Origin of the sequence: Ruegeria sp. HKCCD7296 (assembly GCF_013110775.1) — a bacterium.
GTDB lineage: Bacteria > Pseudomonadota > Alphaproteobacteria > Rhodobacterales > Rhodobacteraceae > Ruegeria.
Map to the genome: position 1 here is coordinate 327,065 of NZ_WVRF01000003.1, position 24,757 is coordinate 351,821.

At 58.0% G+C, this 24,757-nt stretch carries 30 protein-coding genes; 13 read left to right on the forward strand and 17 right to left on the reverse strand.

Annotation, left to right across the window (positions count from 1 at the left end):
* Window positions 1–46: 46 nt before the first annotated feature.
* From GS632_RS06625 to aqpZ, 5 genes are all read left to right on the forward strand, one after another.
* The gene (locus GS632_RS06625; RefSeq protein ID WP_171180055.1) at window positions 47–865 is read left to right on the forward strand and encodes a ferritin-like domain-containing protein; all 819 of its coding nucleotides are present in this window, start codon (window positions 47–49) and stop codon (window positions 863–865) included.
* A gap of 174 nt (window positions 866–1,039) precedes the next feature.
* Window positions 1,040–2,371: a M23 family metallopeptidase gene (locus GS632_RS06630; RefSeq protein ID WP_171234489.1), complete on the forward strand. Its 1,332-nt coding sequence runs from the start codon at window positions 1,040–1,042 to the stop codon at window positions 2,369–2,371.
* A complete protein-coding gene (locus tag GS632_RS06635) occupies window positions 2,361–2,861 on the forward strand; it encodes a polymer-forming cytoskeletal protein (RefSeq protein WP_171179672.1) in 501 nt (166 codons plus the stop codon). Before GS632_RS06630 ends, GS632_RS06635 begins: the two co-directional genes overlap by 11 nt.
* Before the next feature lie 121 nt (window positions 2,862–2,982).
* A complete protein-coding gene (locus GS632_RS06640) occupies window positions 2,983–3,792 on the forward strand; it encodes a zinc-dependent peptidase (protein ID WP_171237766.1) in 810 nt (269 codons plus the stop codon).
* Between the two features lie 111 nt (window positions 3,793–3,903).
* Window positions 3,904–4,593, forward strand: coding sequence for an aquaporin Z (gene aqpZ / locus GS632_RS06645; protein ID WP_171237767.1), 690 nt, complete (start codon window positions 3,904–3,906; stop codon window positions 4,591–4,593).
* Between the two features lie 65 nt (window positions 4,594–4,658).
* Here the strand turns inward: aqpZ and GS632_RS06650 are convergent, their stop codons facing one another.
* Window positions 4,659–5,216 carry a peptidylprolyl isomerase gene (locus tag GS632_RS06650; RefSeq protein WP_171179666.1) on the reverse strand — a complete coding sequence of 186 codons (558 nt, stop codon included), beginning with the start codon at window positions 5,214–5,216 and terminating at the stop codon, window positions 4,659–4,661.
* Window positions 5,209–5,715: a peptidylprolyl isomerase gene (locus GS632_RS06655; protein WP_171179664.1), complete on the reverse strand. Its 507-nt coding sequence runs from the start codon at window positions 5,713–5,715 to the stop codon at window positions 5,209–5,211. Before GS632_RS06655 ends, GS632_RS06650 begins: the two co-directional genes overlap by 8 nt.
* A 133-nt stretch (window positions 5,716–5,848) precedes the next feature.
* Here GS632_RS06655 and pgk point away from each other — a divergent pair, with 133 nt between their 5' ends.
* The 7 genes from pgk (at window position 5,849) to GS632_RS06690 (ending at window position 12,246) form a co-directional block, all read left to right on the forward strand.
* Window positions 5,849–7,039 carry a phosphoglycerate kinase gene (pgk, locus tag GS632_RS06660; protein ID WP_171721480.1) on the forward strand — a complete coding sequence of 397 codons (1,191 nt, stop codon included), beginning with the start codon at window positions 5,849–5,851 and terminating at the stop codon, window positions 7,037–7,039.
* Window positions 7,040–7,189: 150 nt separating this feature from the next.
* Window positions 7,190–7,489, forward strand: a complete 300-nt coding sequence (locus GS632_RS06665; protein WP_171237769.1) for a septum formation initiator family protein — start codon at window positions 7,190–7,192, stop codon at window positions 7,487–7,489.
* Window positions 7,490–7,665: 176 nt separating this feature from the next.
* Window positions 7,666–8,655, forward strand: a complete 990-nt coding sequence (pdhA, locus tag GS632_RS06670; RefSeq protein ID WP_171721481.1) for a pyruvate dehydrogenase (acetyl-transferring) E1 component subunit alpha — start codon at window positions 7,666–7,668, stop codon at window positions 8,653–8,655.
* 15 nt (window positions 8,656–8,670) lie between these two features.
* The gene (locus tag GS632_RS06675; RefSeq protein ID WP_171721482.1) at window positions 8,671–10,035 is read left to right on the forward strand and encodes a pyruvate dehydrogenase complex E1 component subunit beta; all 1,365 of its coding nucleotides are present in this window, start codon (window positions 8,671–8,673) and stop codon (window positions 10,033–10,035) included.
* A 3-nt stretch (window positions 10,036–10,038) separates the two neighbouring features.
* Window positions 10,039–10,524, forward strand: a complete 486-nt coding sequence (locus GS632_RS06680) for a hypothetical protein (protein WP_171234497.1) — start codon at window positions 10,039–10,041, stop codon at window positions 10,522–10,524.
* A gap of 14 nt (window positions 10,525–10,538) precedes the next feature.
* Entirely contained in the window at window positions 10,539–11,849 is a 1,311-nt protein-coding gene (locus GS632_RS06685) for a pyruvate dehydrogenase complex dihydrolipoamide acetyltransferase (protein WP_171721483.1), read from the forward strand.
* Between the two features lie 154 nt (window positions 11,850–12,003).
* The gene (locus GS632_RS06690) at window positions 12,004–12,246 is read left to right on the forward strand and encodes a hypothetical protein (protein WP_171237772.1); all 243 of its coding nucleotides are present in this window, start codon (window positions 12,004–12,006) and stop codon (window positions 12,244–12,246) included.
* Window positions 12,247–12,253: 7 nt separating this feature from the next.
* Here the strand turns inward: GS632_RS06690 and cysE are convergent, their stop codons facing one another.
* Entirely contained in the window at window positions 12,254–13,063 is an 810-nt protein-coding gene (gene cysE, locus GS632_RS06695) for a serine O-acetyltransferase (protein ID WP_171179647.1), read from the reverse strand.
* An 84-nt stretch (window positions 13,064–13,147) separates the two neighbouring features.
* Between cysE and GS632_RS06700 the strand changes: the two genes are divergently transcribed.
* Complete coding sequence (locus GS632_RS06700) at window positions 13,148–13,486, forward strand: TraR/DksA C4-type zinc finger protein (RefSeq protein WP_171234501.1); 339 nt, start codon at window positions 13,148–13,150, stop codon at window positions 13,484–13,486.
* Here the strand turns inward: GS632_RS06700 and GS632_RS06705 are convergent.
* The 14 genes from GS632_RS06705 to GS632_RS06775 all read right to left on the reverse strand — a co-directional run bounded on the left by GS632_RS06705 (window position 13,467) and on the right by GS632_RS06775 (window position 24,746).
* The gene (locus tag GS632_RS06705; protein ID WP_171179643.1) at window positions 13,467–13,763 is read right to left on the reverse strand and encodes a hypothetical protein; all 297 of its coding nucleotides are present in this window, start codon (window positions 13,761–13,763) and stop codon (window positions 13,467–13,469) included. The two genes, GS632_RS06700 and GS632_RS06705, sit on opposite strands and share 20 nt — an antisense overlap.
* Window positions 13,763–17,878: a glycoside hydrolase/phage tail family protein gene (locus tag GS632_RS22075; protein WP_253284435.1), complete on the reverse strand. Its 4,116-nt coding sequence runs from the start codon at window positions 17,876–17,878 to the stop codon at window positions 13,763–13,765. Before GS632_RS22075 ends, GS632_RS06705 begins: the two co-directional genes overlap by 1 nt.
* The gene (locus GS632_RS06720; protein WP_171721484.1) at window positions 17,878–18,324 is read right to left on the reverse strand and encodes an NlpC/P60 family protein; all 447 of its coding nucleotides are present in this window, start codon (window positions 18,322–18,324) and stop codon (window positions 17,878–17,880) included. The genes GS632_RS22075 and GS632_RS06720 overlap by 1 nt, the downstream gene beginning before the upstream one ends.
* The gene (locus tag GS632_RS06725) at window positions 18,321–19,208 is read right to left on the reverse strand and encodes a DUF2163 domain-containing protein (RefSeq protein ID WP_171721485.1); all 888 of its coding nucleotides are present in this window, start codon (window positions 19,206–19,208) and stop codon (window positions 18,321–18,323) included. The genes GS632_RS06720 and GS632_RS06725 overlap by 4 nt, the downstream gene beginning before the upstream one ends.
* Entirely contained in the window at window positions 19,208–19,840 is a 633-nt protein-coding gene (locus tag GS632_RS06730; protein WP_171721486.1) for a DUF2460 domain-containing protein, read from the reverse strand. The genes GS632_RS06725 and GS632_RS06730 overlap by 1 nt, the downstream gene beginning before the upstream one ends.
* Before the next feature lie 15 nt (window positions 19,841–19,855).
* Window positions 19,856–20,518, reverse strand: a complete 663-nt coding sequence (locus GS632_RS06735) for a phage tail tape measure protein (RefSeq protein ID WP_171721487.1) — start codon at window positions 20,516–20,518, stop codon at window positions 19,856–19,858.
* On the reverse strand, window positions 20,505–20,714 hold the full coding sequence (locus tag GS632_RS06740; RefSeq protein WP_171237778.1) for a rcc01693 family protein: 210 nt from the start codon (window positions 20,712–20,714) through the stop codon (window positions 20,505–20,507). Before GS632_RS06740 ends, GS632_RS06735 begins: the two co-directional genes overlap by 14 nt.
* Window positions 20,711–21,031 (reverse strand): gene transfer agent family protein, encoded by a 321-nt coding sequence (locus GS632_RS06745; RefSeq protein ID WP_171237779.1) that lies wholly within the window; start codon window positions 21,029–21,031, stop codon window positions 20,711–20,713. The genes GS632_RS06740 and GS632_RS06745 overlap by 4 nt, the downstream gene beginning before the upstream one ends.
* 4 nt (window positions 21,032–21,035) lie before the next feature.
* The gene (locus tag GS632_RS06750; protein ID WP_171237780.1) at window positions 21,036–21,449 is read right to left on the reverse strand and encodes a phage major tail protein, TP901-1 family; all 414 of its coding nucleotides are present in this window, start codon (window positions 21,447–21,449) and stop codon (window positions 21,036–21,038) included.
* A 20-nt stretch (window positions 21,450–21,469) separates the two neighbouring features.
* A complete protein-coding gene (locus GS632_RS06755; RefSeq protein WP_171237781.1) occupies window positions 21,470–21,883 on the reverse strand; it encodes a DUF3168 domain-containing protein in 414 nt (137 codons plus the stop codon).
* Complete coding sequence (locus tag GS632_RS06760; RefSeq protein WP_171237782.1) at window positions 21,880–22,218, reverse strand: phage head closure protein; 339 nt, start codon at window positions 22,216–22,218, stop codon at window positions 21,880–21,882. The genes GS632_RS06755 and GS632_RS06760 overlap by 4 nt, the downstream gene beginning before the upstream one ends.
* Window positions 22,215–22,814 (reverse strand): head-tail connector protein, encoded by a 600-nt coding sequence (locus GS632_RS06765; protein WP_171721488.1) that lies wholly within the window; start codon window positions 22,812–22,814, stop codon window positions 22,215–22,217. The genes GS632_RS06760 and GS632_RS06765 overlap by 4 nt, the downstream gene beginning before the upstream one ends.
* Window positions 22,815–22,985: 171 nt before the next feature.
* Window positions 22,986–24,164, reverse strand: a complete 1,179-nt coding sequence (locus GS632_RS06770) for a phage major capsid protein (protein WP_171721489.1) — start codon at window positions 24,162–24,164, stop codon at window positions 22,986–22,988.
* 36 nt (window positions 24,165–24,200) lie between these two features.
* Window positions 24,201–24,746: an HK97 family phage prohead protease gene (locus tag GS632_RS06775; RefSeq protein ID WP_253284436.1), complete on the reverse strand. Its 546-nt coding sequence runs from the start codon at window positions 24,744–24,746 to the stop codon at window positions 24,201–24,203.
* Window positions 24,747–24,757 lie beyond the last annotated feature (11 nt).

Genomic DNA, 24,757 nt, shown 5'->3' on the forward strand with positions numbered 1-24,757 from the left:
GACACGACAGAGTCGGAGTGATCCCGTGCCCAAGACACTGACACAGATGGCGACAGAGGTTCTGACAACTGCGGACGGGCGGGCCAAGACCGCCCTGTCCAAAGCGCACGCCGCCGCATGGTTCGCTGCTCGCAAGGGCGAAGCTGACCCAATCGAAATTGGCGCGGCAACGCCCCCCTTGAACCCCGCCCGCCCGGACAAGCCCGAGCTTCTTTCGCCTCGTGAAGTGCCAAAGCGGAAACCCGGGACCGAGGCCGGGCGTATCGCCCTGTTGCACGCTGTGGCGCATATTGAGTTGAATGCCGTCGATCTGCACTGGGACATCATCGCGCGGTTTGGTCATGTGCCGATGCCGATCGGCTTTTACGATGACTGGGTGAAATGCGCCGAAGAGGAATCGCGGCATTTCGAGCTGGTGTGCGACTGCCTAGAGCAGATGGGCAGCCACTATGGCGCCCTGCCCGCCCACGCCGGAATGTGGCGCGCCGCCGAAGATACTGCCGAAGACTTGATGGGACGGCTGGCTGTTGTTCCCATGGTGCTTGAGGCACGCGGTCTGGATGTCACCCCCGGCATGATCGAAATCTTCCGAAAGGCCAAAGCGGACCAAGCCATTGCCGCGTTGGAGGTGATCTATGCGGAAGAAGTCGGCCATGTCGCCTATGGCTCTAAGTGGTTTCATTTCCTGTGCGGTCGGGAAAACGCCGACCCGAAGGACGTGTTCCACGCCCTGGTCCGGCGGTATTTCCACGGCGTCCTGAAACCGCCCTTTAACGAGGAGAAGCGGGCCGAAGCTGGCCTGCCCCCCGATTTCTATTGGCCTCTGACAGAAGACCTGCCCGCGCCGGGTGAAGTCACGAACTGACACTTATATGTGAATTTCGGCGAATTCCCGCCGATCTTCGGGGGATTTTTGCGCTGTTTGCCGCAAAGAGGTCAACAAACTTGCCCGATCGTAGCGAGCCGTTTATGCACTCGGCCCAAGGGACGGCTACTGCACCACGACCGGTCCCGAATTTGGGGACGAGAGGTAAGGCGCGTGCGAACACGTCTGGCAATAAAGCTACACTCACTGCTTGAGCGGTATTTCCCGGAACGCCGGGTCTTTCTGAAATCTGACAAGGACACGCGGTTCATTCGGCTGAGTTCGGAAACGCAGGTGATCGCAGTCACCGGTGTCGCGGTGATGGTTGGGTGGACAGCGGTTGCAACGGCCATACTGCTGATGGACAGCATCGGGTCGGGCAACTTCAGAGAACAAGCCAAGCGCGATCAGGCGACATATCAAGAGCGCCTGAATATCCTGTCAGCCGAACGGGACGCACGCGCGCAAGAAGCACTGGCCGCACAAGATCGCTTTAATGCCGCATTGGAACAGATTTCCGCAATGCAGTCCGAGTTGCTGGCGTCGGAAAACCGCCGCCGCGAGCTTGAGACCGGTATCGAGGTCATCCAGACGACGCTGCGCAGCACGATGAAGCAACGGGAAGAAGCCCGCACGGAGCTGGCTGTTCTGAAGCAGGAAACCAATGATGCCGACATGTACGTGACGGCCTCGAGCACCCCGGTGCAGATGGCCTTCATGACAAATGCCCTTTCCCGCACCGCGGAAGAACGCGATCAAATCGCCTCGGACGCGCGTCAGGCTTTGGACCAACGGGATGAGCTGGAACTGGAAATCCGTCTGATGCAGGAACGCAGCGACGAGATTTTCCGCCAGTTGGAAGAAGCCATGGTGATCTCGGTCGAACCTTTGGACAAGATGTTCCGTAAGGCCGGCATGCCGACCGATCGCATTATCGAAGAGGTCCGGCGCGGATATAGCGGTATGGGCGGTCCGCTGACCCCTTTATCCCTTAGCACGCGTGGTGAGGAGGACGAGCTGTCCGCTGAAGAAGCCCGTGCAAACATTCTACTTGAGCAGATGGACCAACTAAACCTGTACCGGATTGCTGCGGAAAAGGCCCCCTTCGCCAGCCCGGTCAACAGTGCTGTGCGCTATACCAGCGGATTTGGCACACGTCGCGACCCCAAAACCGGTGGTCGCCGTATGCATAATGGCGCGGACTTTGCTGGTGCGCACGGCACTGACATCTTTGCAACTGCGGATGGTGTGGTCACTCATGCAGGCTGGCAGTCGGGTTTCGGACGGCTTGTTAAAATCAAGCACGCGTTCGGAATTGAGACACTTTACGCTCATAACACCAAGATCAACGTGAAGGTTGGCCAAAGGGTCTCGCGCGGGGATCATATTGCTGATATGGGTAGCACCGGACGGTCCACCGGCACGCATTTGCACTATGAGGTGCGCGTGAACGGAAAGCCCGTGAACCCAATGACTTACATCAAGGCTGCGAGAAATGTTTTCTAAAAGCAAAATCAACGAGCCCGCATCCAAGGCACCTGAGGCGGCCAAACCTGCCGCTCCGGCGACCCCAGCGGCCCCTGCACCGACCGAGACGAAACCTGCCACTGCGCCCAAGCCAAAGCCGCCGGCGTCGGTTCTGTCCTCGGATCTGCACATCACCGGCAACATCAAGACCTCCGGTGACATTCAGGTGGAAGGCACCGTGGAGGGCGATATTCGTGCTCACCTGCTGACCATTGGTGAATCGGCAACAATCAAGGGTGAAGTCACCGCAGATGACGTGGTGATCAACGGTCGTATCGTGGGCCGTGTGCGTGGCCTGAAGGTGCGCCTGACTTCGACTGCGCGTGTTGAAGGCGACATCATCCACAAAACCATCGCCATCGAAAGCGGCGCGCATTTTGAAGGTTCAGTGCAGCGTCAGGACGACCCGCTGAACCCTGGCCGCAGTAGCAAATCGGGATCGAACCCAGCGGCTGACGTCAAACAATAACGCGACCTTTCTGGTCAAACCCGAGACGCCGCTGGGAAACCCGCGGCGTCTTTTCTTTTGGGGCATTGTTCAGTTCGGGAAACGGGTTTTGATCGTGCGGGGATCGCGTTAGGGTCGGGTCATGTTGATATTCCTGACACTTGTTGCGCTGATTGCTTGTGGTGCGGCCTATTACTTTTGGTCAAAACAACAGGCGCGCCGGGCCCTGTTGGCCGCGCCGTTGACGGATCAGGAACGGCACCTTATCGACGCTCAGGTCCCGATCCTGCGGAAATTGCCGCAAGGCTTGCGCGCTAAGCTGGAAGGTAAGATCAACCTGTTTCTCGATCAGGTTGAGTTCATCGGCTGCGACGGTCTGGACGTTACCAAAGACATGCAAATGTCTATCGCCGCGCAAGCCTGTCTGTTGGTTGTGAACACCGAGCTTTGGTACGACAACCTCACCACCATCCTGATCTATCCCAGCGCCTTCAAATCCAGACAGAGCCGCCACAGCGGTTATGTTGTCACCGAAAAGGAAATTGTACGCACCGGAGAAAGCTGGAATCGCGGCCCGGTGATCCTGTCATGGGCGCACAGCCGGCGCGGCGCGATGAACGACCACGACGGGCAAAATGTTGTCTTCCACGAGTTCGCACATCAGATCGACGATCTGACAGGCTCGGCCAATGGTGTGCCCGTTCTCAGCGCCAACCAGAGCTTTTCCGAGTGGGAGGCCGCGTTTCTGACGGCTTACGACGCCCATGTACAGGCCGTTGAAATGGGGCGCGCAACTGTGATTGATCCCTACGGTGCGGAAGGGCACGAAGAGTTTTTCGCCGTTTCGGTTGAAGTGTTTTTTGAACGGCCCAGGGCGCTGCGAAACTCTGATCCGGAGGTCTATGAACAGCTGTCAAAACTGTTTCATCTGGACCCCGTACAGTGGCGCTGATCGCTTTTACCCAAGGTGACAGGTCATTCGACAAATTCCCCGTTCGTCATAATTTAACAAAAGCTAATTTTTGAATTACACTTAACCTCATAACATTGCGGAGGATTTTTCATGTCATCGAAATTACTTGCCGAGTTCTTCGGCACATTCTGGCTGGTCCTTGGGGGATGCGGCAGTGCCGTATTAGCAGCCGGTGTCGCGGATGTCGGCATCGGATGGCTTGGCGTGTCTTTCGCCTTTGGCCTGACAGTTCTGACTATGGCTTACACGGTTGGTCACATCTCGGGTGGGCATTTCAACCCGGCCGTCAGTTTGGGGTTGATGATCGGCGGGCGGTTTCCGGCCAAAGATCTGTTGCCCTATTGGGGCGCTCAGGTCATCGGCGCGATTGCAGCTGCCATCGTGTTGTATCTGATCGTAAGCGGCGCACCCGGCTTCGAAGGCGTCGGAGGGTTTGCATCAAACGGATACGGAGACGCCTCGCCCGAGGGCTATTCGATGATGTCCGTATTGGTGATCGAAATTGTGATGACCGCCTTCTTCATCATCATCATCCTGGGTGCAACGTCAGATAAGGCACCCGCCGGGTTCGCGCCGATTGCAATTGGTCTGGCGCTGACGCTGATTCATCTGGTGTCGATCCCGGTCAGCAACACATCGGTGAATCCGGCGCGGTCTACCGGAGTGGCGCTGTTCGCGGATGGCCCGGCCTTGGCGCAGCTCTGGCTGTTCTGGGTGGCCCCATTGATCGGTGGAGCGATCGGCGCGGTGATCTGGAAGATGATGTCACCCGACGATTGATTCCGGTTCGTGCAACCCACAATATGGAAAAGCCCGATGCGGTAACGCGCGTCGGGCTTTTTCGTTCATTCGATGACTGTGACTTTCTTCATCACGTCCGGTGCGCCAATGATCGCACCGTTTTGACCGGCACCGCGCTTGATTGCGTCCACCACATCCATGCCGTCAGTCACCTGACCGACTACAGTGTACTGCCCGTCTAGGAACGGGCCGGGTTCGAACATGATGAAAAACTGCGAATTGGCTGAATCCGGGTCATTCGAACGGGCCATGCCGACCACGCCCCGGTCAAAGGTGACATCGGAAAACTCAGCCGGCAGGTCAGGACGGTCAGATCCGCCACGTCCTGCATTGCGCATGTCGAAACCGGCCGCGCCGGAGTTACCATATTCCACATCGCCAGTTTGCGCCATAAAGCCGTCAATCACGCGGTGAAACACGACGCCATCATACTGACCGTCGGCGGCCAAGGCGGTGATCTGTTCCACATGCTTGGGTGCGACATCCTCGAACAGGTCGATCGAGATGGTGCCGTTGGCTCCCTCCCCTTCGACGTCGATCTGCAAACCGCTGGCCAACGCGGGACTGGCCAGAAGTGCAAAGGCTGCAGCCAGCTTATGCATCGGCGGCCACCTTGACGCTGATCATGCGATCCGGGTTCGCAGGCGGCTCGCCCCGAACGATCGCATCCACATGCTCCATGCCATCGATCACGCGACCATAGACGGTATACTGACCGTTCAGGAAGTGGTTGTCCTTGAAGTTGATGAAGAACTGCGAGTTGGCCGAATCCGGATTTTGCGACCGGGCCGCGCCCAGCGTGCCCCGATCATGCGGCAGTTTGGAAAATTCTGCCGGAACGTTCGGCAACGAGGACCCGCCGGTGCCCGCCATGCGCAGGTTGAAGCCGTCTTCCATATCGCCGTGCTGAACGTCACCGGTTTGCGCCATGAAGCCGTCGATTACACGGTGAAAGGCCACGTTGTCATATTCTCCGCCACGGGCCAGTTCCTTCATCCGCGCGCTGTGCAACGGTGCTACATCCGGCAGCAGCTCGATGACGACATTGCCGCCCTTCAGCTCGATGATGATTGTGTTTTCGGGATCTTTGATCTCGGCCATGTGGCCCTCCTGTCGTTTGTCTTGCGCAAATACCTATGCCGCACGCGCGTGAATGCCAAGTGACGCATTGACCTGAGGGTAAAATGCAGGAAAAGAACCGCCTAAATCGGTTGCCAATGACGAGGATCGCAAGATGAGCTGGAAAACACTGGACGATATGGACTTGGGTGGCAAACGCGTCTTGGTGCGTGTGGACATTAACGTACCGGTCGTGGACGGCACTGTCACCGACGCAACGCGTATTGAACGGATCGTGCCCACAGTGCGCCACATCCTTGCTGCGGGCGGAAAGCCGATCTTGCTGGCGCATTTTGGACGTCCGGGCGGCGAGCGACGCGAGAATCTTTCGCTCAAGCAGTTGGTGCCAACACTGGAAAGCGCGTTCGGCGCGCCGGTCTTGTTTGCCGCTGATTGCGTCGGAACCGAGGCGGAGTTGGCGACCGAAGCGCTTCAACCAGGTCAGGTATTGCTGCTGGAAAACACCCGTTTTCACGCTGCCGAGACCAAGAACGACGCCGATCTGGCCGCAGGCATGGCCAAGCTTGGTGATGTCTATTGCAATGACGCGTTCTCGGCCGCACACCGGGCCCACAGTTCAACCGAAGCACTGGCGCGGCTTCTGCCTGCATGTGCAGGCCGTCTAATGCAGGCCGAACTTGAGGCACTGGAAGGCTCTTTGGGCGCTCCGAAACGGCCTGTAACGGCAGTTGTCGGGGGCGCCAAAGTTTCGACCAAGCTGGAGCTGCTTGGCAACCTTATCAACAAGGTGGACTATCTGGTTATCGGTGGCGGAATGGCCAACACGTTTCTGGTTGCCCAAGGGATCAACGTCGGAAAATCATTGGCGGAGCGCGACATGCAGAGGACCGCAGCTGAGATTCTGGCCAAAGCCGAAAACTCCGGTTGCACTATCGTTCTGCCAAAGGACATCGTGGTCGCACAGAAGTTTGAAGCCCATGCAACACATCAAACGCTGCCCACAGATCAATGCCCCGAAGACGGCATGATCCTGGACGCAGGCCCCGAAAGTGTTGCTGTCATCACAGACATCTTTTCAAAAAGCCAAACCCTGATCTGGAACGGCCCGCTGGGCGCGTTCGAGCTGGAACCTTTCGATGCAGCCACCAATGCAGCGGCTCTGAAGGCAGCCGCCTTGACGCGTTCGGGACAATTGGTTTCGGTCGCAGGCGGCGGCGACACTGTTGCAGCCCTGAACGCATCGGGTGCAGCGCATGATTTCTCATACATTTCCACCGCGGGTGGCGCGTTTTTGGAGTGGATGGAAGGTAAGACCCTTCCTGGCGTTGCAGCGTTGGAGCAGTAAGGTTTTACTGCGCGTGCCGAGACATTCTGACTCATCCCCTGATTTTTCCGCGTCAGGGGATTCACAAGCCGAATCACCTGTGACATAGTGCTGAAAGAGGTCCAAAAAGGACCCGTTATTGAGGCAAGTTTTCATACGGCGGTAAACAGAGTGTCCCGTTCCCATCGGCCCGGTTTGGGCGCAGTTGCTTTCTTCTCGGTGGCTTTCATGCTGGGTGTCTACTTCACCTTCGCTGCCGTGCAAGGAGACTATGGCCTGTTTCGGCGGGTCGAGATTGCAGCGGAACGGGACGCTCTGTCGCGCGACTTGGCGAACCTGAACGCCGAGATCACCGAGATGGAAAACCTGACCCTAAGGCTGTCCGATACCTACCTTGATCTAGATCTTCTGGACCAACAGGCACGTTCGGTTCTGGGTATGATCCGCGCAGACGAGATTGTCATTCGCTGACCTGATTTGGATTTTTCGTCGAAAAATCTGGCACATCCAAAATTTTACCCTGCTTCGACAAGCGTGGCTCAGCGCAATCCGACGCTGCGTCACATTTACCCTCGCCAGATAGCATCAAATGCTTTATGAGATAGTTTAACGCTAAACTATCTGTCCGAAAGGGGGAGATCGCCACAATGGCTGCGCGAAAAACCACAAAGAAACCAAACGTTTCTGCGGAAGAACTCAAGACCTACTACCGCGAGATGCTTTTGATCCGCCGATTCGAGGAAAAAGCAGGCCAGCTTTATGGTATGGGTCTGATTGGCGGCTTCTGCCACCTTTATATCGGACAGGAAGCCGTTGTTGTCGGCCTCGAAGTGGCAGCTCAGGAAGGGGACAAACGCATCACCTCGTATCGCGATCACGGCCACATGTTGGCCTGCGGTATGGATCCGGGCGGCGTTATGGCCGAACTGACCGGGCGCGAAGGCGGCCTTTCCAAAGGCAAGGGCGGCTCGATGCACATGTTCTCGAAAGAGAAGCATTTCTATGGCGGCCACGGCATCGTTGGCGCACAAGTTCCGCTGGGTGCAGGTCTGGCCTTTGCTGACAAATACAAAGAGAACGGTGGCGTGACATTCACCTATTTCGGTGATGGCGCGGCCAACCAGGGGCAAGTCTATGAGACGTTCAACATGGCCGCTCTCTGGGATCTTCCTGTGGTCTTTGTGATCGAAAACAACCAATACGCCATGGGTACAGCGCAGGCGCGCTCGACATCGTCGCCGGACATCTACGTGCGCGGCGAAGCGTTTGGCATCCCCGGCGAGATCGTCAACGGTATGGATGTGTTGGCGGTTAAGGCCGCAGGTGAAAAAGCTGTTGCCCACTGCCGTGCGGGCAAAGGCCCTTACATTCTTGAGGTCAAAACCTACCGGTATCGCGGCCACTCGATGTCTGATCCGGCCAAGTACCGCACCCGCGAAGAGGTTCAGAAGGTCCGCGAGCAGAGCGATCCGATCGAACATGTGCGCGAGCTGCTGCTGACCGGCAAACACGCAACCGAGGATGATCTGAAGGCGATCGATAAAGAGATCAAAGAGATCGTCAATCAAGCCGCCGAATTCTCGAAAGAAAGCCCCGAGCCTTCCGTCGAAGAGCTCTGGACCGACATTTACGCCTGAGAGGACGAATAAGACATGGCAACCGAAATTCTCATGCCCGCCCTTTCGCCCACAATGGAAGAGGGCACGCTGGCCAAGTGGCTGGTTAAGGAAGGCGACACTGTATCTTCGGGCGATATTATGGCCGAGATCGAAACCGACAAGGCGACGATGGAATTCGAAGCGGTCGATGAAGGGATCGTTGGAAAAATCCTGATCGCTGAAGGGACCGAAGGGGTCAAGGTGAACACCCCTATCGCAGTTTTGGTGGAAGACGGCGAAGACGCCTCTGCCCTGCCCGCAGCGGCTCCTGCAGCAGAAGCGGCAGCCGAGGCTAGCCCCGCAGCGGCCCCTGCCCCCGCTGCTGCACCTGCCGCACCGGTGGTCGATCTGTCGCCTGACTGGCCTGCGGATGCCCAAATGAAATCCGAAACCGTCCGCGAGGCACTGCGCGACGCGATGGCCGAGGAAATGCGCAGCGACGAAGACGTCTACCTGATGGGTGAAGAAGTCGCCGAATATCAGGGAGCGTATAAGATCAGCCAAGGTCTGCTGGACGAGTTCGGCAGCAAACGCGTGATCGACACCCCGATCACCGAACATGGGTTTGCAGGTATCGCTGTTGGTTCGGCGTTCGGTGGTCTGAAACCGATTGTCGAGTTCATGACCTTCAACTTCGCCATGCAGGCGATTGACCAGATCATCAACTCTGCCGCCAAGACGCTTTACATGTCAGGCGGCCAGATGGGGTGCCCAATCGTATTCCGTGGCCCCAACGGTGCTGCTGCGCGCGTGGCTGCCCAGCATTCTCAGGATTACGCTGCCTGGTACATGCAGGTACCTGGACTGAAAGTTGTAATGCCCTATTCGGCCGCGGATGCCAAAGGTCTTCTAAAGTCGGCAATCCGTGATCCCAACCCCGTAGTTTTCCTGGAAAACGAAATCCTCTACGGGCGCTCTTTTGAAGTACCGCAAGTGGATGACCTGGCCATCCCGCTGGGCAAGGCGCGCATTTGGCGCGAAGGGTCCGACGTGACCATCGTCAGCTTCGGTATCGGCATGCAATACGCGCTTGAAGCCGCCGACAAGCTGGCCGAAGAAGGCATCAGCGCCGAAGTGATCGACCTGCGCACCATCCGCCCGATGGATACCGGCGCGATCATCAACTCGGTTATGAAAACCAACCGTCTGGTAACCGTGGAAGAAGGCTGGCCGCAGGGTTCCGTTGGCAGCTACATCAGCTCGGTGGTGATGCAGGAAGCGTTCGACTATCTCGACGCCCCGGTCATCAACTGCACCGGCAAGGATGTGCCAATGCCCTATGCCGCGAACTTGGAAAAGCTAGCGCTGATCACCACCGATGAGGTGATCGCCGCCGTCAAACAAGTGACCTACCGATAGGCGATGACCCCCGGGAACGTACATAATCCTGCGGGCGTGGACTGGCTGTTTGAAAGCCTCGTCTCCGCGCGCAAGGATAACAACCGCAACCTGCTTTATGTCTGTGCGGCGTTCCTGGTGGTTTCCTTTGTCAGTATTGCGTTCAATCTTGAGGCCCTCGACCAGATCTCTTTCGATCTGCTATCGGTCGAGGGCAACCTGACCAGCGCTTGGCCGATCCGAGCCATGCTGTCTGTTGCCTGTGTCGTGTCTTATGCCTCGGTCATTTACATCGTACTCGAGCAACAGCGCCTGCAACTGGGTATGGACTATCTGGCAACCATTGAACACAGCGACGCCGCAGCGCTTGGTCTGTTCACCGAGTGGCTCGAAAAGAACCATCCACGCGTCTCGAAGGCGCGCTCTGTGGTCGTGGGGGTGTTCGTCACCTTCTGCGCGGCCATTCTCCTGATCGACATCGCAACGCTGATATACTCATTTTCGAAGTAAGAGGACATGAAGACATGCCCACCGAAATTCTGATGCCCGCCCTATCCCCAACTATGGAGGAAGGCACGCTTGCAAAATGGCTCGTCAAAGAGGGCGACGCAGTTTCGTCCGGCGACCTGCTGGCCGAGATCGAAACCGACAAGGCCACGATGGAGTTCGAAGCCGTTGACGAAGGCACCATCGGCAAGATCCTGATCCCCGAGGGGTCTGAAGGGGTCAAGGTAAACACCGCCATCGCGGTTCTGCTGGAAGACGGCGAAAGCGCGGATGACATCGCTGCAACGCCTGCCGCAGCGCTTGTGGCTGCACCAGCGGTCGCTGCGGGCACAGAGGCTTCTACGGCAGCGACAACTGAGGCGCCTGCACCTGCCCCAGCGGCTTCGGTCACGGCAGATGGCGGTCGCATCTTTGCGTCACCTCTGGCCCGTCGGATCGCGGCACAAAAAGGTCTGGATCTTTCGCAGATCAGCGGCTCGGGGCCGCATGGCCGCATCGTCAAGGCAGATGTTGAAAGCACCACGGCGACCGCTGCTACGACTGCTGCGGCACCGGCCCCAACTGCGGCTGCTTCGGCTCCTGCTGCGGCACCTGCCGGCCCCTCGGCAGATATGGTCGCACGCATGTACGAAGGTCGCGAGTACGAAGAAATTCAGCTAGACGGTATGCGCAAGACCATTGCCGCGCGTTTGGGCGAAGCCAAGCAGACCATCCCGCATTTCTACCTGCGTCGCGACATCAAACTGGATGCGCTGCTCAAGTTCCGCAGCCAACTGAACAAGCAGTTGGAAGGCCGTGGCGTGAAGCTGAGCGTCAATGATTTCATCATCAAGGCCGTCGCAAACGCGCTGCAACAGGTTCCAGCCTGCAACGCAGTTTGGGCGGGCGACCGGGTGCTGCAATTGAAACCTTCGGACGTGGCTGTTGCTGTTGCGATCGAAGGCGGCTTGTTCACCCCGGTTCTGCAAGATGCTGACATGAAGTCGCTGTCCGCCCTGTCTACCGAGATGAAAGACCTTGCAGGCCGCGCCCGTGAGCGCAAATTGGCCCCGCATGAATACCAGGGCGGCACCTTTGCCATCTCGAACCTAGGCATGTTCGGCATCGATAACTTCGACGCCATTGTGAACCCGCCGCATGCCGGAATTCTTGCTGTAGGGACCGGTGTGAAAAAGCCTGTTGTCGGAGATGATGGCGAATTGACCGTGGCAACCGTGATGTCTGTCACAATGTCTGTGGATCATCGCGTCATCGACGGGGCGTTGGGGGCGGAACTTCTCAAGGCCATCGTCGACAATCTGGAAAACCCGATGGTCATGCTGGCCTGAGGTGCAGAAACATGCCCCCGCCCAAGCTCTTGCTGGGCGGGGGCATCCTATCTATTGGCGCCGAATTGAGCCCACGTGATCGGCGCATCAATTGCCTAAAGCAGCCTGCCATCCCACCTTCTTCTCTAAGGTAGAAACAGAAGGAGAGTGCGCTGTGACCCGCAAGAACCTTGTTCAAAGCCTGATAATTTTGACCTTTCTGACCGGAACGGCATCAGACGAGGCGATTGCGAAACCGAACAGTTATCCGGGTGAGCACTCGAAATTCAATTCCAACGATCCTGCGGCGATTGCCGAGCAGAAAGCTGAACAAAAGCGGCGCAAAGAATTGCGTCAGCAAAAACGAGAGGAACGCAAGCGCAAGCGGTTGGAAAAACGCACCAACCGCTTGAAGTGATTTTTACCTACTGGTCTTTGCCCAGCATATGATCCATCGAAATTGCGGGTTGGTCACATCCCGCCTCGCCCACGATCTTCGCCGGGATACCTGCAACAGTTTTGCACGCTGGCACGGGTTGCAATACCACCGAACCGGCGGCGATGCGGCTGCAATGGCCCACTTCGATGTTGCCCAGCACTTTTGCCCCGGCTCCAATAAGAACACCGTTACCGATCTTGGGGTGACGCTGTTCCTCTTCCTTGCCGGTCCCACCCAGCGTTACAGAGTGCAGCATTGAAACATTGTCACCCACAACAGCAGTCTCACCAATCACAATCGAATGCGCGTGGTCGATCATGATACCCTTTCCGATTTTTGCGGCTGGGTGAATGTCGATTCCGAAAATCTCGGACGAGCGCATCTGGAAGAAGTAGGCCAGATCATAGCGACCTTTGTTCCACAGCCAATGCGCGACGCGATAAGCCTGCATGGCCTGGTAGCCTTTGAAATACAGGATTGGCTGCAAAAGGCGGTGGCATGCTGGATCACGTTCGTAAACAGCCATTAAATCGGCCCGCGCCGCTTCGATCACATTGGGATCATCACCGTAAGCCTCATCGACAATCTCGCGCAGGACCATCATCGACATTTCGTTAGAACACAGCTTGGCCGAAATCCTATAGGAAAGCGCGCGCTCAAGACTGCGGTGATGCAGGATACAAGCGTGCACAAGGCCGCCCATAAGTGGCTCTTGTTCAACGGCCGCATGGGCCTCGGATGTGATGCGGTTCCACACCGGATCGACCGGCGTCACATGGCTGCGCTTTTCAAACATGGCTTTTGATCCTTTGCTGCGCCTAGAATGCCATTTAGTGGCAAAAAGACCAAACGCAAACCCATGATCTGCTGCGCAACAAAAATGAATGAGTCCGAAAGCACATATTTCGAAACAAAAATTCGCGAGCGGCTGGCCGAGCTTGAGCAGCTTTCTGCGTCAGCCCTAAAGGCGCAGGCGGTGGTCGAATTGGATCAGCAGGCTATTGGGCGGCTGAGCCGAATGGACGCCTTGCAAAACCAGGCGATGGCAAAAGCACAGCAGGCCAACCGCGACATTGAAAAGAGCCGGCTTCAAGCCGCTTTGGTACGGATTGAGGAGGAAGAGTACGGGTATTGCGAAGATTGCGGCGATCGTATCCCGGATGGGCGGTTGTCTTTGGACTTGGCTGCCAGCAAATGCGTTAGCTGCGCTGCCGGGTGATCAGAAATCTGGACAGATGGTGCAAAACCGTTTCAAAACACTGGCAATATTGCAAGTTGTCGAACCCTGGCTCATCTGCCAGGGCTCTGTTGCGAGCAACGGCCATGAGAGAGCCGTTGCCGTGAATGGGATGAAGCCGCCCGGTGTTTTTAAGATGCTCGTCGGCCAGTTCCGCCTCATGGATCATCCGAACACATAGACGGGTCCGTTCCGCTTGCGGCACGGTCAGCAACGCGCGCGCCGCTGCGCTGACATCTCCGTGCAGGACTGGGCGCATCAGATCACCAGCCCCACTGTCAAACGCGACGACAAACCGGGGCCATAGATCGCCGACACCTGCGCCACATTAAGCTCGTACGCGCCAGTGACCCCATCCGCCGCCTTCATGGACGCAGAATAAGTCCAGTACGGCTCGGCGATGAGTTCTTCGCGCATCAAGGTGCCATTGGCACGGATGCGCACAAGGTAAGATTCGCTTTCCTCGCCCAATGGAATCTCAAATCCCGACCAATCGTCAGCGTCAAGACGCGCGCGCCGTATCCAGCTAAATGCATCACCGGATAAGCTGGATTGCACACTCAAGTGCGCCGGAGCGTAAGGGCGCAGTCCGTTACCATCAAACGAGGCGATCAGATGTTGGAAAGACGGGTCATCATAGCGTCGGTTTGCCGGGCCGATCCTATAGTGCTTGGCCATTCGACGTTCATTGCGTCGCAAGTTGATCTGTTGGATCTGCGTGTTCAACAACACAAACACGGACCCATCCGGCCAGACATCCGGCATCAGCGCATCCGTACCCAGTTGCCCCCTGAGACGGCCGCTCAGGGCATAAACACCGGGCGCTTCCAGGGTCGCGTCAGAGAACTGGAATACCTCCCAATTACCGGGCGACCCATCACCGATGGCCGCCAGGTTAACGCCATTCAGAACCGATCCGCGCGTACGCGATTCCAATTGACCCGAGACAAGCTTGACCCGCAGCGCGGGGCCTTCGTCCCAAACCCCCGTTTTGGCGCGGTGCAGTGGTGTTTCCGTGGTGCCAACAACTGCCTGCCTTTGGATGATGTCGCTTAAAGTGTACGATTCGTCACTGGACGAAGAGTAAACAACAGCGGCACCAGGCCAAGGATCGCCCGACACGGCAAGATACGGAGCATGCGGCGTTTCCGCCCCGGTGATCAACGGCAGATCCAGAAAGATCGGCAATACAGGCGTTGGCGCGGCATAGGGTTTGACTGTCGGCCTGTCATCTTTCAATTCCGACGCTTTATAGACGCCTTGTTCAACCCGGACCGCCTCGGCCAATTGCAAGTCAGATGTTTCCAGACGGTCGATGCGATAGATAGGGCTGTTTTCAGCATCCGATAACCGAACCAGGTCCCCCGCCCCCAGATGCAATTGCGAAGGTGGCAATGCAAACCTGAGAGTATCACGCGCAACCCGAGCTTCGCTGAGCCATCTTTCGGCTGTCTGACGGCCTTCCGTGCGTGTCATCGACAAGGGCATTTCGTTCACGGACACAGCATGGGTTTTATCTTCGGGCAGCACGGCTTCTTCGGCAACCAGTTCATGGTCGGAATCTGACTGCACAAATCGCAGACGAACCCGCCCGGTCATTTCGGCTTCGGCCTCGCGCCTGTGTTCCAGCGTACCCTCCAGATCGCTGCTTACAGCCAGATGATCGGAGTCCAGCGTGACCGCACCGTAGCCGTCGCGCATCTGGAACCGTAATTGACCGTCCCGTTCGATCGCGTCGAAACCATACCGCAGCATCAAAGGCTGCAACGCAGATCGCGCATTGGTCACATCTTCGATGACATATCCCCGAACCACGCCATAAAGCCGCGAGACGTCAATATCCGTCACACCTGCCCCATGGCATATTTCGGTCACGACAGATGCAAGCGTGCGCGATCCGGACCGCCCGTTCAGCCAATGCCCACGGGCATAGTTCTTACCATCATCCCACTGTCTTTGCAGATTGGGGAACGTAGGAAATGGACGAGTGTCCCAGGCCCAGACGTAAGCGTTCGCCAAGTCCAGCATCCGAGAGCCATAGATATGTGACACAGGATTGACTGCGGGATCGTTCCAATACCCAAGAGTCGCCGTCAGGTATTGCGCCTGAATGAAATCATCCCGCAATCCGTTCGAATACGCAGGCAACAGCGATTCCGAAGACTTAGGGTCCAGGAACTTGTTGGGCTGGTTGGTACCTTTGTCAATTGCTGCACAGCCTAGTTCGGTGAACCAGATCGGCTTTGAACCCGGCACCCAATCCGTTGGGTTGGGTTGGCGCACCCCATCGATCCTCTCGTGATGGGGGTTCGACCACCAGTTGCGCAGATCCTTGTAACGCCACACCCATGCCTCGCCATGCGCTGCGTCTTCGATGGGAGTTCTGATCTGTGCATTGGCCTCTTCGGGCGAGGCGTAATACCAGTCATACCCTTCCCCGCCCTCGATGTTGCTGCGCAAATAATCCAGGTCGTAGATAGACGGGGCACCGGCCTGGGCGTCCAGATGGTTCTCACCATCGCGCCAATCGGACAACGGCATGTAATTGTCAATGCCTATGAAGTCGATGTTGTCGTCTGCCCACAGTGGATCGAGGTGAAAATGCCTGTCATCACTGCCTTCAGGCTGATAGCCAAAATACTCGGACCAATCCGCTGCATAACTGATCTTCGTATTCGGGCCCAGAATCTGACGGACTTCTGCCGCCAGGGCTCGCAGTTGCGCAACGGCGGGAAAGCCAGATGCCCCGCGTATTTGCGTCAGACCACGCATTTCTGAGGATATGCAAAAAGACGACACACCACCCGCGGCTTTGCACAACATGGCATAGTGCAGAATGAAGCGGCGCAGGCTCCATTCCTGTGGGCCTGAATACGAGATGATTTCCTTTGCAATAATAGGTTCTTCGCCAACGCCAAGCCCCGCTAACAAACCGTTTTCGCCGAACCAAATCAGCTCTCCTCGCCCTTGATCATCCGCACGCCCTCCAAGCAATGGCGGCGTAAGTGTGTCGCGATCAGAGTCATTGTCCGGGTCAAGTGCTTCGGGGTTGATCGTAAAGTCCTGCGCCCGCGCTGTTCCAAAGAACGCAGCCACCTGAGCATCTGCTGCGGCTGTCTGATCCGGTGACCCGGCACGCCCAGGCGCCACGTCCAGCGTGATCCGCCCCCGCCACGGCAAATGTGGCTGGTTTGTCGCGTCAGACCATGGATCCGGCAACCCGTTATCCTTCAATTGCTCCATCAAAATAAATGGATAGAACATGACCCTTTTGCCGGTCTTGTTCAGATGGCGGATCGCCTCAACCACTGCTGCATCCGCGGGTGTTCCACCATAGACCGGGCGGCCATTTTCCTTGGCCACAACGCCCGCATTGCCTCGATTCCGGTCCGACACAGCCCACGGCATGTCTCTGCTATCTAGGCTGTTTTGCTCAATCTTGGGACGTATCTGGCAAGCGTTGCACCGCAGATCGTCGCCGAACCAAGACACAACCAAAGATGCGGCATCGCAATTGGGAAGTTCAGTTCGCAAAGCGCGCGTCGAAGCCAGAAAATCGGTCATTCCAGACGCTGAATGCGCGTTGGTGGCCCAACTTTTCCCTTTGTTCTTAAAGTTCACCTGTGACGTCGCCAATGTGTATTCACCGGTTCCGGGGATCATTGCGACCCCCCGTACGAGCTGCGAGACCGCACTGTCATGATCGGGCATGTCACGCTGTGCATGCCGTACGACTTCAAATGAAAACTGCGGCACGCGGTTACCAAAGGCGGCAAGCGGGAAATCTTCGATGACCACATAGGCCGTTCCCCGATACGCCGGTACAGTACCTGCGCCCTCAATGGCTTCAATCAGCGGGTCGGGCAATTGATTTTGCGTACCATGGTAGACCCGCATATTTAGGCCGGATCGTTCTTGTTCTTCACCATCCGCCCACACACGTCCCACATCCGCAATTTCGCCCGCGCTGACCGCGATAGCCAACGAAACCGAGTAGCTGTATGAGATGGTTGTGACTTCGGGTGTGCTGGGCGTTCCTTTACCACCGCCACCGCCCCCCTCGGTCGTCGATGTTTGCGTTTCCAGGAAATCCGAGGCCCAGATAACCTGACCGCCTACGCGCATGCGCCCGAACACCGTGCTGACCGGTGCGCCCTCGCCCGTTTCAGTGAGCCTAAAGCGGTCCATCCGCCCGGTTTCGACAACTTCGCTGCCGCTTCCCATGACAGATTGGCTGAAGAAACGCTGGTCAATCACCCGTCCGATCGTGGCGCCCACGGCCCGCCCAATGATGGCCGTCGACAAGCCAGCAATCGTACCACCGATCGAACCGCCCAGTGCGGCGCCGGCTGCAGAAAGAAGAATGGTAGCCATCAGAGCTCCTCCAACGGAAATTCAAAACAGGAAACGACCCGGCGCTGCCACGGGACGCTCAGAGCGTTCTCGACAACACCGCGACGGGAATACGCGTGAATGAAACGCGGGGTGGGCTGCGTCGCGCTGACAATGCCCAGATGCTTGGCCACGCTACCCTCGCGCATCCGAAAAAACAGCACATCTCCGGGTGCGAACCGGGAGACCGGTTTTTCGACCAGATGCCGCTGCGCGGCCGCCCACATGCGTTCTTCCCCTTGCGGCTCGGACCAATCCAGGCTGTAGATCGGAACGGCTTCGGGCTCTTGCCCGATCAGGGCACGCCACACACCACGCAGCAAACCCAGGCAATCCGTACCTGCTCCTTTGGTTGAAGCCTGATGGACATATGGCGTTCCAACCCAGCTGCGTGCCTCAGCGACAATGTCCTGTTTCTTGAGTGTCACCGTAGGCTTCCTCCGTTGTTGGCTTTGCCTTTCTTGGGAACAGCCATCACCCAATGCTCCCCAGGAAGATCCGGGAAACCTTGAAAGTTCAGAATGTTGTTGAATTTCGACCGACAGGTCTTCATGCGTTTGTCACACCCTGCCCGCAGTCGGACCAAGTCGCCCGCGACCAGGTTTTCGCCAAACCCTGACCACAGCGTGATCTCGCGCCCGCGTCCTGTTTGCCGGTCTCGCTTGATCGAGGCCCACAGCCCTTTTGCAGGACCCGACACCACATCGACCCGGCCGCGGTCGAACCAACCGTTTGCGATGGTTTCTCCGCCGTTCACCAACAATACAGTTCCGCCATCAAAGCCGATGACTGCGCCATCAATCCAGTACCCGGGCGAGTCCATGTTGAACCGGCAATTCTGATCCCCCAGAACAGCCGTGCAGGGCTTCTGGTAAATCCGTCCCAAAGGCCGGTTCAGCAAATCAGTCAGTCCGCGCAATTCAGCATGAAACGCGCCACCCGCGCGCCGCAGTTCGCCCATAGAGCCTCGGAACTGCAATACACGCTGTTCCAGATTGGCCCAATTTACCAACCAGGCCCGAACCTCGGCCCCGTCGAAACGCCCGGCGTCGATATCCTCTTCTCGAATAGAAGCATCCGACAGCGCACCCATGGCTTCGGTATTGTCAATTGAAAGGCCTGTGGCCTGTTCAATGGCCGTCGCGGTCAGCCCTGAACTGGCTTTGAAGGTCAATCCTTCAAACACCAGCTCCATGTCATGATCGGTGAAACCGTATTCTTGCCCATCCAAGCGTTTTATCGCCCAGCACCGGCACACTGTTGTCATCCCACTTTGCAAATGCGCATGCAGGCCCTGAATATCCCCGACCATCAGACACGCACCTCGACCACAGGAACATTTGGAACATCGCCGGCCTGAAAACTGGCAACGCTGGTCTGGATTTTGTCGGTGTCAAACCGAACCGGCACGTCAAATTCAAACCCGGCGGTGATATCAACTTCTTCCGGAGGTGGATCCGCAAAAGTGATCTTGCCGGTCGCCAGATCCACATCGAAATCCACGCCCTCGCGGATTTCATCCTGATCCACCCCCAAACGCACGGTGCCCAGAACTGGTTTGACAATGGGGCGCGCATAGCTGACCCCGCCCGAGCTGTAGGTTTTGATCAGTTGGAACTCGGTGGTGACGCCATCGCCCTGGGCGATCACCTGATCCGAAAAATCGACATCCAGCGTGACCTTGCCGGACTTGAAATCCGACCAATCCTTCCACCGGAAGCCGAACATCTGCCCCTGCCGCGCCTCGAAGAACGAAATCAGCGTTTCGATATCGTCCAATGATCGCATTCCCAGCCCCGCATCATAACGGCGACGGGAATGAGCCCAAGGGGTGTTGCGTTCTTCGAACCCGTTGGCCAACGTCACGATGTCCGTGCGCCGTTCGGGACCGCCGACCGAGCCAAAGCTCAAACTGGCGGGAAACCTTACCTCGTGGAAATTCATGACATGCTCCCTGTTTTATCTGTTTCGATTGCCACGCCCCAAAGCACGGCTCATCTGCGAGGCGATCTGCCCCTGAGATCTGCGGAACCCCTGTACGTCGGGCGTCGTGATATTCATCACCACATTCACGGCACGCCCTCCGCCCTGTGTGCGGACGCCCAGCTTGCCGTCGGCACCCCTTGCCAGCGGCATGATCGCCTCGGGCCCCGCCTCGCCCATCAGTCCGGTGCCACCACGCATGGGAAACATGGTCGGGCTGCTGACGACACCACCATTGGCAAAAGGCATCACCCGGCCCTGGCTGAAACTGCCACCATCAGCAAAGGGCAGGATGCCCTTCACCAATCCACCGACTGTATTCGCCAACATTCCACCGAAATGGTCCGTGACAGGCTTGATCGCAGCCGCATAAGCCGTTTGGATCAAAGAGTTCTTCAGAACATCCAACGCATCCGACAGGTTCATTCCATCCAACACAACGCCGTCGAATGCCTTGCGCAGTCCGCTGGACATCCCACGTTCCAGTGTCGCGACATCCTTGCCGGTTTCCTCAAACGCGGCGCTTATGCGCTTCATCTGGCTATCGAACGCTGCTGCCATGGTTGCAGCATCGCCCAGAGAGTCGCCCAGCGCCTCTCCCCGTTCTTGCAGGTCATCAAACCCGTCACGATCCGTCATTACGCTCTCCTTGTGTCTTGTCCGGATAGGCCGCCAGCAGCGCGTCCAACCCCGCCCGGTTCATTGCGGACATTCCGGCACCCTGCCCCAGCATCAGCCGCAACTCGGCCGGGGTCAGACGCCAGAACTGTTCCGGGGTCAGACGCAAGCCCAGAAACCCGGCACGCATCAGGGCGGGCCAGTCGAAGCCACTCATGCGCCCTCCGGTACCATGAAGGCCCGCGCCAGCAGCTCGGCTGCGGTTCTCGCCGCAGCCATGGGGCCGCCTTCTATTTCGGCATGAAGCAGATCAGTGCGGGAAATGTCCCAGCCTCCACCCCGCAAACCGGCGACGATCAGGGCCAAGACATCCGTGCTGGAATAGGCCCCACCTTCAAACCGCTGCACCAATTCGACCAACGACCCCGCGTTCAATTCTTGCTCCAGTTCCGCCAAAGCACCCAGCGTCAGTTTGAGCACCCGCCGCTCTCCATCGATGGTCAACGTCACCTCGCCCGTCCACGGATTGGCCATCTGATCAAAGCGCCGTAAAGGTTAGAGCGCCGGCACTTGCCATGCTCATCTCATAAGTCGCTTCACCATTGTGCGACCCTGCATACTCGATGCTGGTTACTTGGAAGGGCCCCTCAACGACGCCGAAATCAGGAATGATCACCTGGAAGCCGGGCGTCTCACCATCAAAGAACAACTGTCGCGCGCGCTCATCTGTCCCCGCGTCCTTGAAAACCCCCGAGCCCGAAATCGAGGCCGACTTGACCCCCGCGCCCGACAACAGCTCGCGCCACCCGCCCTGGCTTTCCAGGCTGGTGACATCCACACTTTCGGCGTTGAAGCTGATCCGCGTTGCGCGCAAACCAGCGATCGTCTGGAACAGTCCCGTTCCGTTCATATCCACTTTGACCAAAAGGTCTTTTCCGTTCTGGGCAGCCATGTGTTCTCTCCGTTGATTGCTTAATCGTCTTCCACGCGGGCGCGGAATCTCAGGTCGATCTGGCGGATCGTGCCGCCAGTTCCTGTGCGCCGTGCGCGGGCGCGTTCGAACCACAAGCCCACCAAATGGCCGCGATCCAACGTCAATGGCGCACCTTCCAAAGCGTCGCAAACCGCGCCCGCCAGGGTCTTCGCTACGCCAAACCCAGCCGCTTCGGACACGACCGAAACCGTAAATCGATGAATCGCGCCCGCACCCGAGCGGTCGGACGCGTCGCGCACCTCTTCCGGTCCAAGGGTCACATAGGTCTGCGGCACAACACCGGCGGGCACCGCGTCATAGATTGCGCCGCCAGACTGATTGCTGACCGCGATGTCCCCCAACAACTGTTGATACACGGCCGCTTGCAGGGCTGCTGACACGCCATAGCTCATGCTGCCACCTCTTCATCCGCGAAACAGGTCAGGTACTGTCCGCGTGGATCGCGCTCTGCCACAGCACGGATCACAAAGCGGCGATTGCCTTCCCGAAACCGTTGATCAGGCGCAGGACGCATGGAAGATCCCTCCGGGGCACCACGCACGACAATGCGATACCCAACCCTCGAAACTGACACCCCAGCGATTTGGCGCTCTGTCCCGCTGCGCGCTGTGACCTCTGCCCATAACGTTCCCAGTGCAGCCCAGGTCTGGATGTAACCGCCCGATCCATCCGCGCTTCGTATCGGGGCTTCCAGCATCAATCTGCGGTTCAGATGCGGTAGATTCATTGCGCCACTCCCGCACCGAAACGCACCATGCGATAGCGCTGGATCAAACTTGTGACGCCAAAAGGCATACAACCCGCGCTCAATGCAGTTTCATCGCGGTACTCGTAGTAATGCGCAGCCAACAGCAGAACCGCCTGACCCAAATCGGCAGGCAGCCCGCCCCAATCTTGCGCCATCCCCGCAACAAAGCTGATCTTTGCAGAACCGCCCGTTGCAATTGCAGGCAAGCTTGAACCCCTAGGACGCACGCGCGGTCGCTGACCGTCTCGTTCCAATTGATAGGTACCCGCATCGACGGCCGCTTCAGTACCCTGTGTGTCAGTCACTGTCACCGCCTGCACCGAGATCACCGGTGCAACCGGCAAAACTTCACCCGACGAATCCCGCCAACCATTCAGGCTCCACGAAAAATCCCGCGCAATCAGAAACTTGCCGGTACGCGCCTCAATCGCCGCGATCGCCGCACGCAAGAACCCCTTGAGTACTTCATCCTGCACATCGCCTTCAGCAAAGCCTGTACCCAGCCTCAGATGCGCTTTGAACTGATCCACCGGCAGCGCCGCATCCGCGATGGCGGTTTCTTCGATCAATATCATCCATTCACTCCGCAATCTCGGACCCCTCCGGGGCCGCATTCCTGGAAAATGACGGGCACGCGCCGCCCCACGTTGCTCGGACGGAGGGGAGCAGCTAGACAACGCGGGGGATCTCACCCCGGCCCGCGCCCGCCGCCCGAGGGGCCGGCGGCCCCCCGGATCCGCCACCGCTTAGGCAGTGCCGAATTTCACCAGCTTGATTGCAGCAAAATCGCTTACGTCGCCGCCCACACGTTTGGTCGCATAGAACAAGACATGCGGCTTGGCGCTGAACGGATCACGCAGCACGCGCATATCGGGGCGTTCGGCAATGGTGTAACCGGCCTGGAAGTCGCCAAAGGCGATCGAGAAACTATCGGACGCCGCATCCGGCATATCCTCGGCAATCAGCACCGGGTACCCCATCAGTCGTGCAGGTTCACCGGCCGCCAGACCATCCGACCACAAGAAACGGCCATCACCGTCTTTCAACTTGCGGATCACCCCAGCGGTTTTCGAGTTCATAACGAAAGTGCCGTTGACCCGGTATTGCGCGCCCAACGCATAAACCACATCGACAATCGCATCAGCGTCAATGCCCCCATCGATCCCGGTCGCGACATAACCAAGGCTGCCCCAGGACCAGCTGTCGTTGGACACAGCTCGGTGAATCATGATGCCCTTCGGCTTGTCGACACCGTCTCCATTTATAAATGCCGAAGCCTCGGCACGGGCAAACTTGTCCGCGATACGACCGGCCAGCCAGCCCTCGACGTCAAACGCGCTGTCATCCAACAGACGTTGTGACGCTTTGGGTAACGCGCTCAGCTCGTGCAGCGGAATCGAGATGCGGTCGATGGAAGGGGAGCCGGTTTCCGCCGCGGCCGCGTTTTCATCCGCCCAGCCCGCACCGACATCCGTGTGATCGATCAGCACGTCAAACGAGTTCGCCTCAACGTTCACCACTGACGCAATCGAGCGGATCGAAGCCGTCGAGTTTAGAACCGATTTGATGGTCTCCGCGGTTTGTGGATCAACAAGATACCCACCGTCGCTGTTAACAGCCGTCGAAAGCGACTTGGCTTCCATCTCCAGCCCGCGCAGGCCGTCATCCTCGCCAGACCGCACATAGGCGTCAAATGCCTTTTGGTGTGGGGCACCGTCTTCGTTCGAGGCCGCAAGGTGCGGGCGTGCCGCGATGGTTGATTTACGATCCAGCATGGTCAGTCGCTCTTCTGTCTGTTGCAATTTTGTCTTAACTTCAGCTTTCAGGCCCTTGAATTCATTCACGAAGCCAGCCATCTCCTGCTTCACCTCCTGAACCAGGGACGCACCCTCTCCGGTCAAGGCCGGGGTCTCGGTCTTGCTCATCAGCATGTCCTGTTTTTGGATGGGTTTTGAGGCGCGCTAGGTCCGCGCCAGCTCCTGCCGAGCGCTGTCGAACACTTCGGCAATTCTGCGCCAGGTGCTCTCAGCCTCAGGGTCGCTCCCCTTGGCCGACACCCGCGCACTGGGCAGCATCGGGAATGTCACCAGCGACACCTCCCAAAGCTCCAGTTCGGTCAGGACCCGCTGGCCCTTGTCATTCTTTAAAGCCCGCTTGGTGCGATAGCCAATCGACAGGCCATCCATCGCGCCCGCCCGGATCAACTCCGCCGCTTCGCGGCCCTTCTGGGTGCTTTCCAGCAGGCGCCCCTTGACCCACAGGCCCTTGTCGTCCTCGCGTACCTCGTCCCAGACACCGATGGGCTGCGCTGGGTCGTGTTGCCACAGCATCTTGACCCGCTGACCCGCAACCTTGAGCCCCTCAAGCGAAGCCCGATACGCCCCGCGCTGCACGACGTCACTGCCTTGATCGACCTGACCGAAAAGGCTCGCATAGCCCTCGATCATCGCGTCCTCGGACACCGACAACCCGTCTCCGAACCGCGCGAATTTATGTTCCAAATCCATGAACTTCTCCA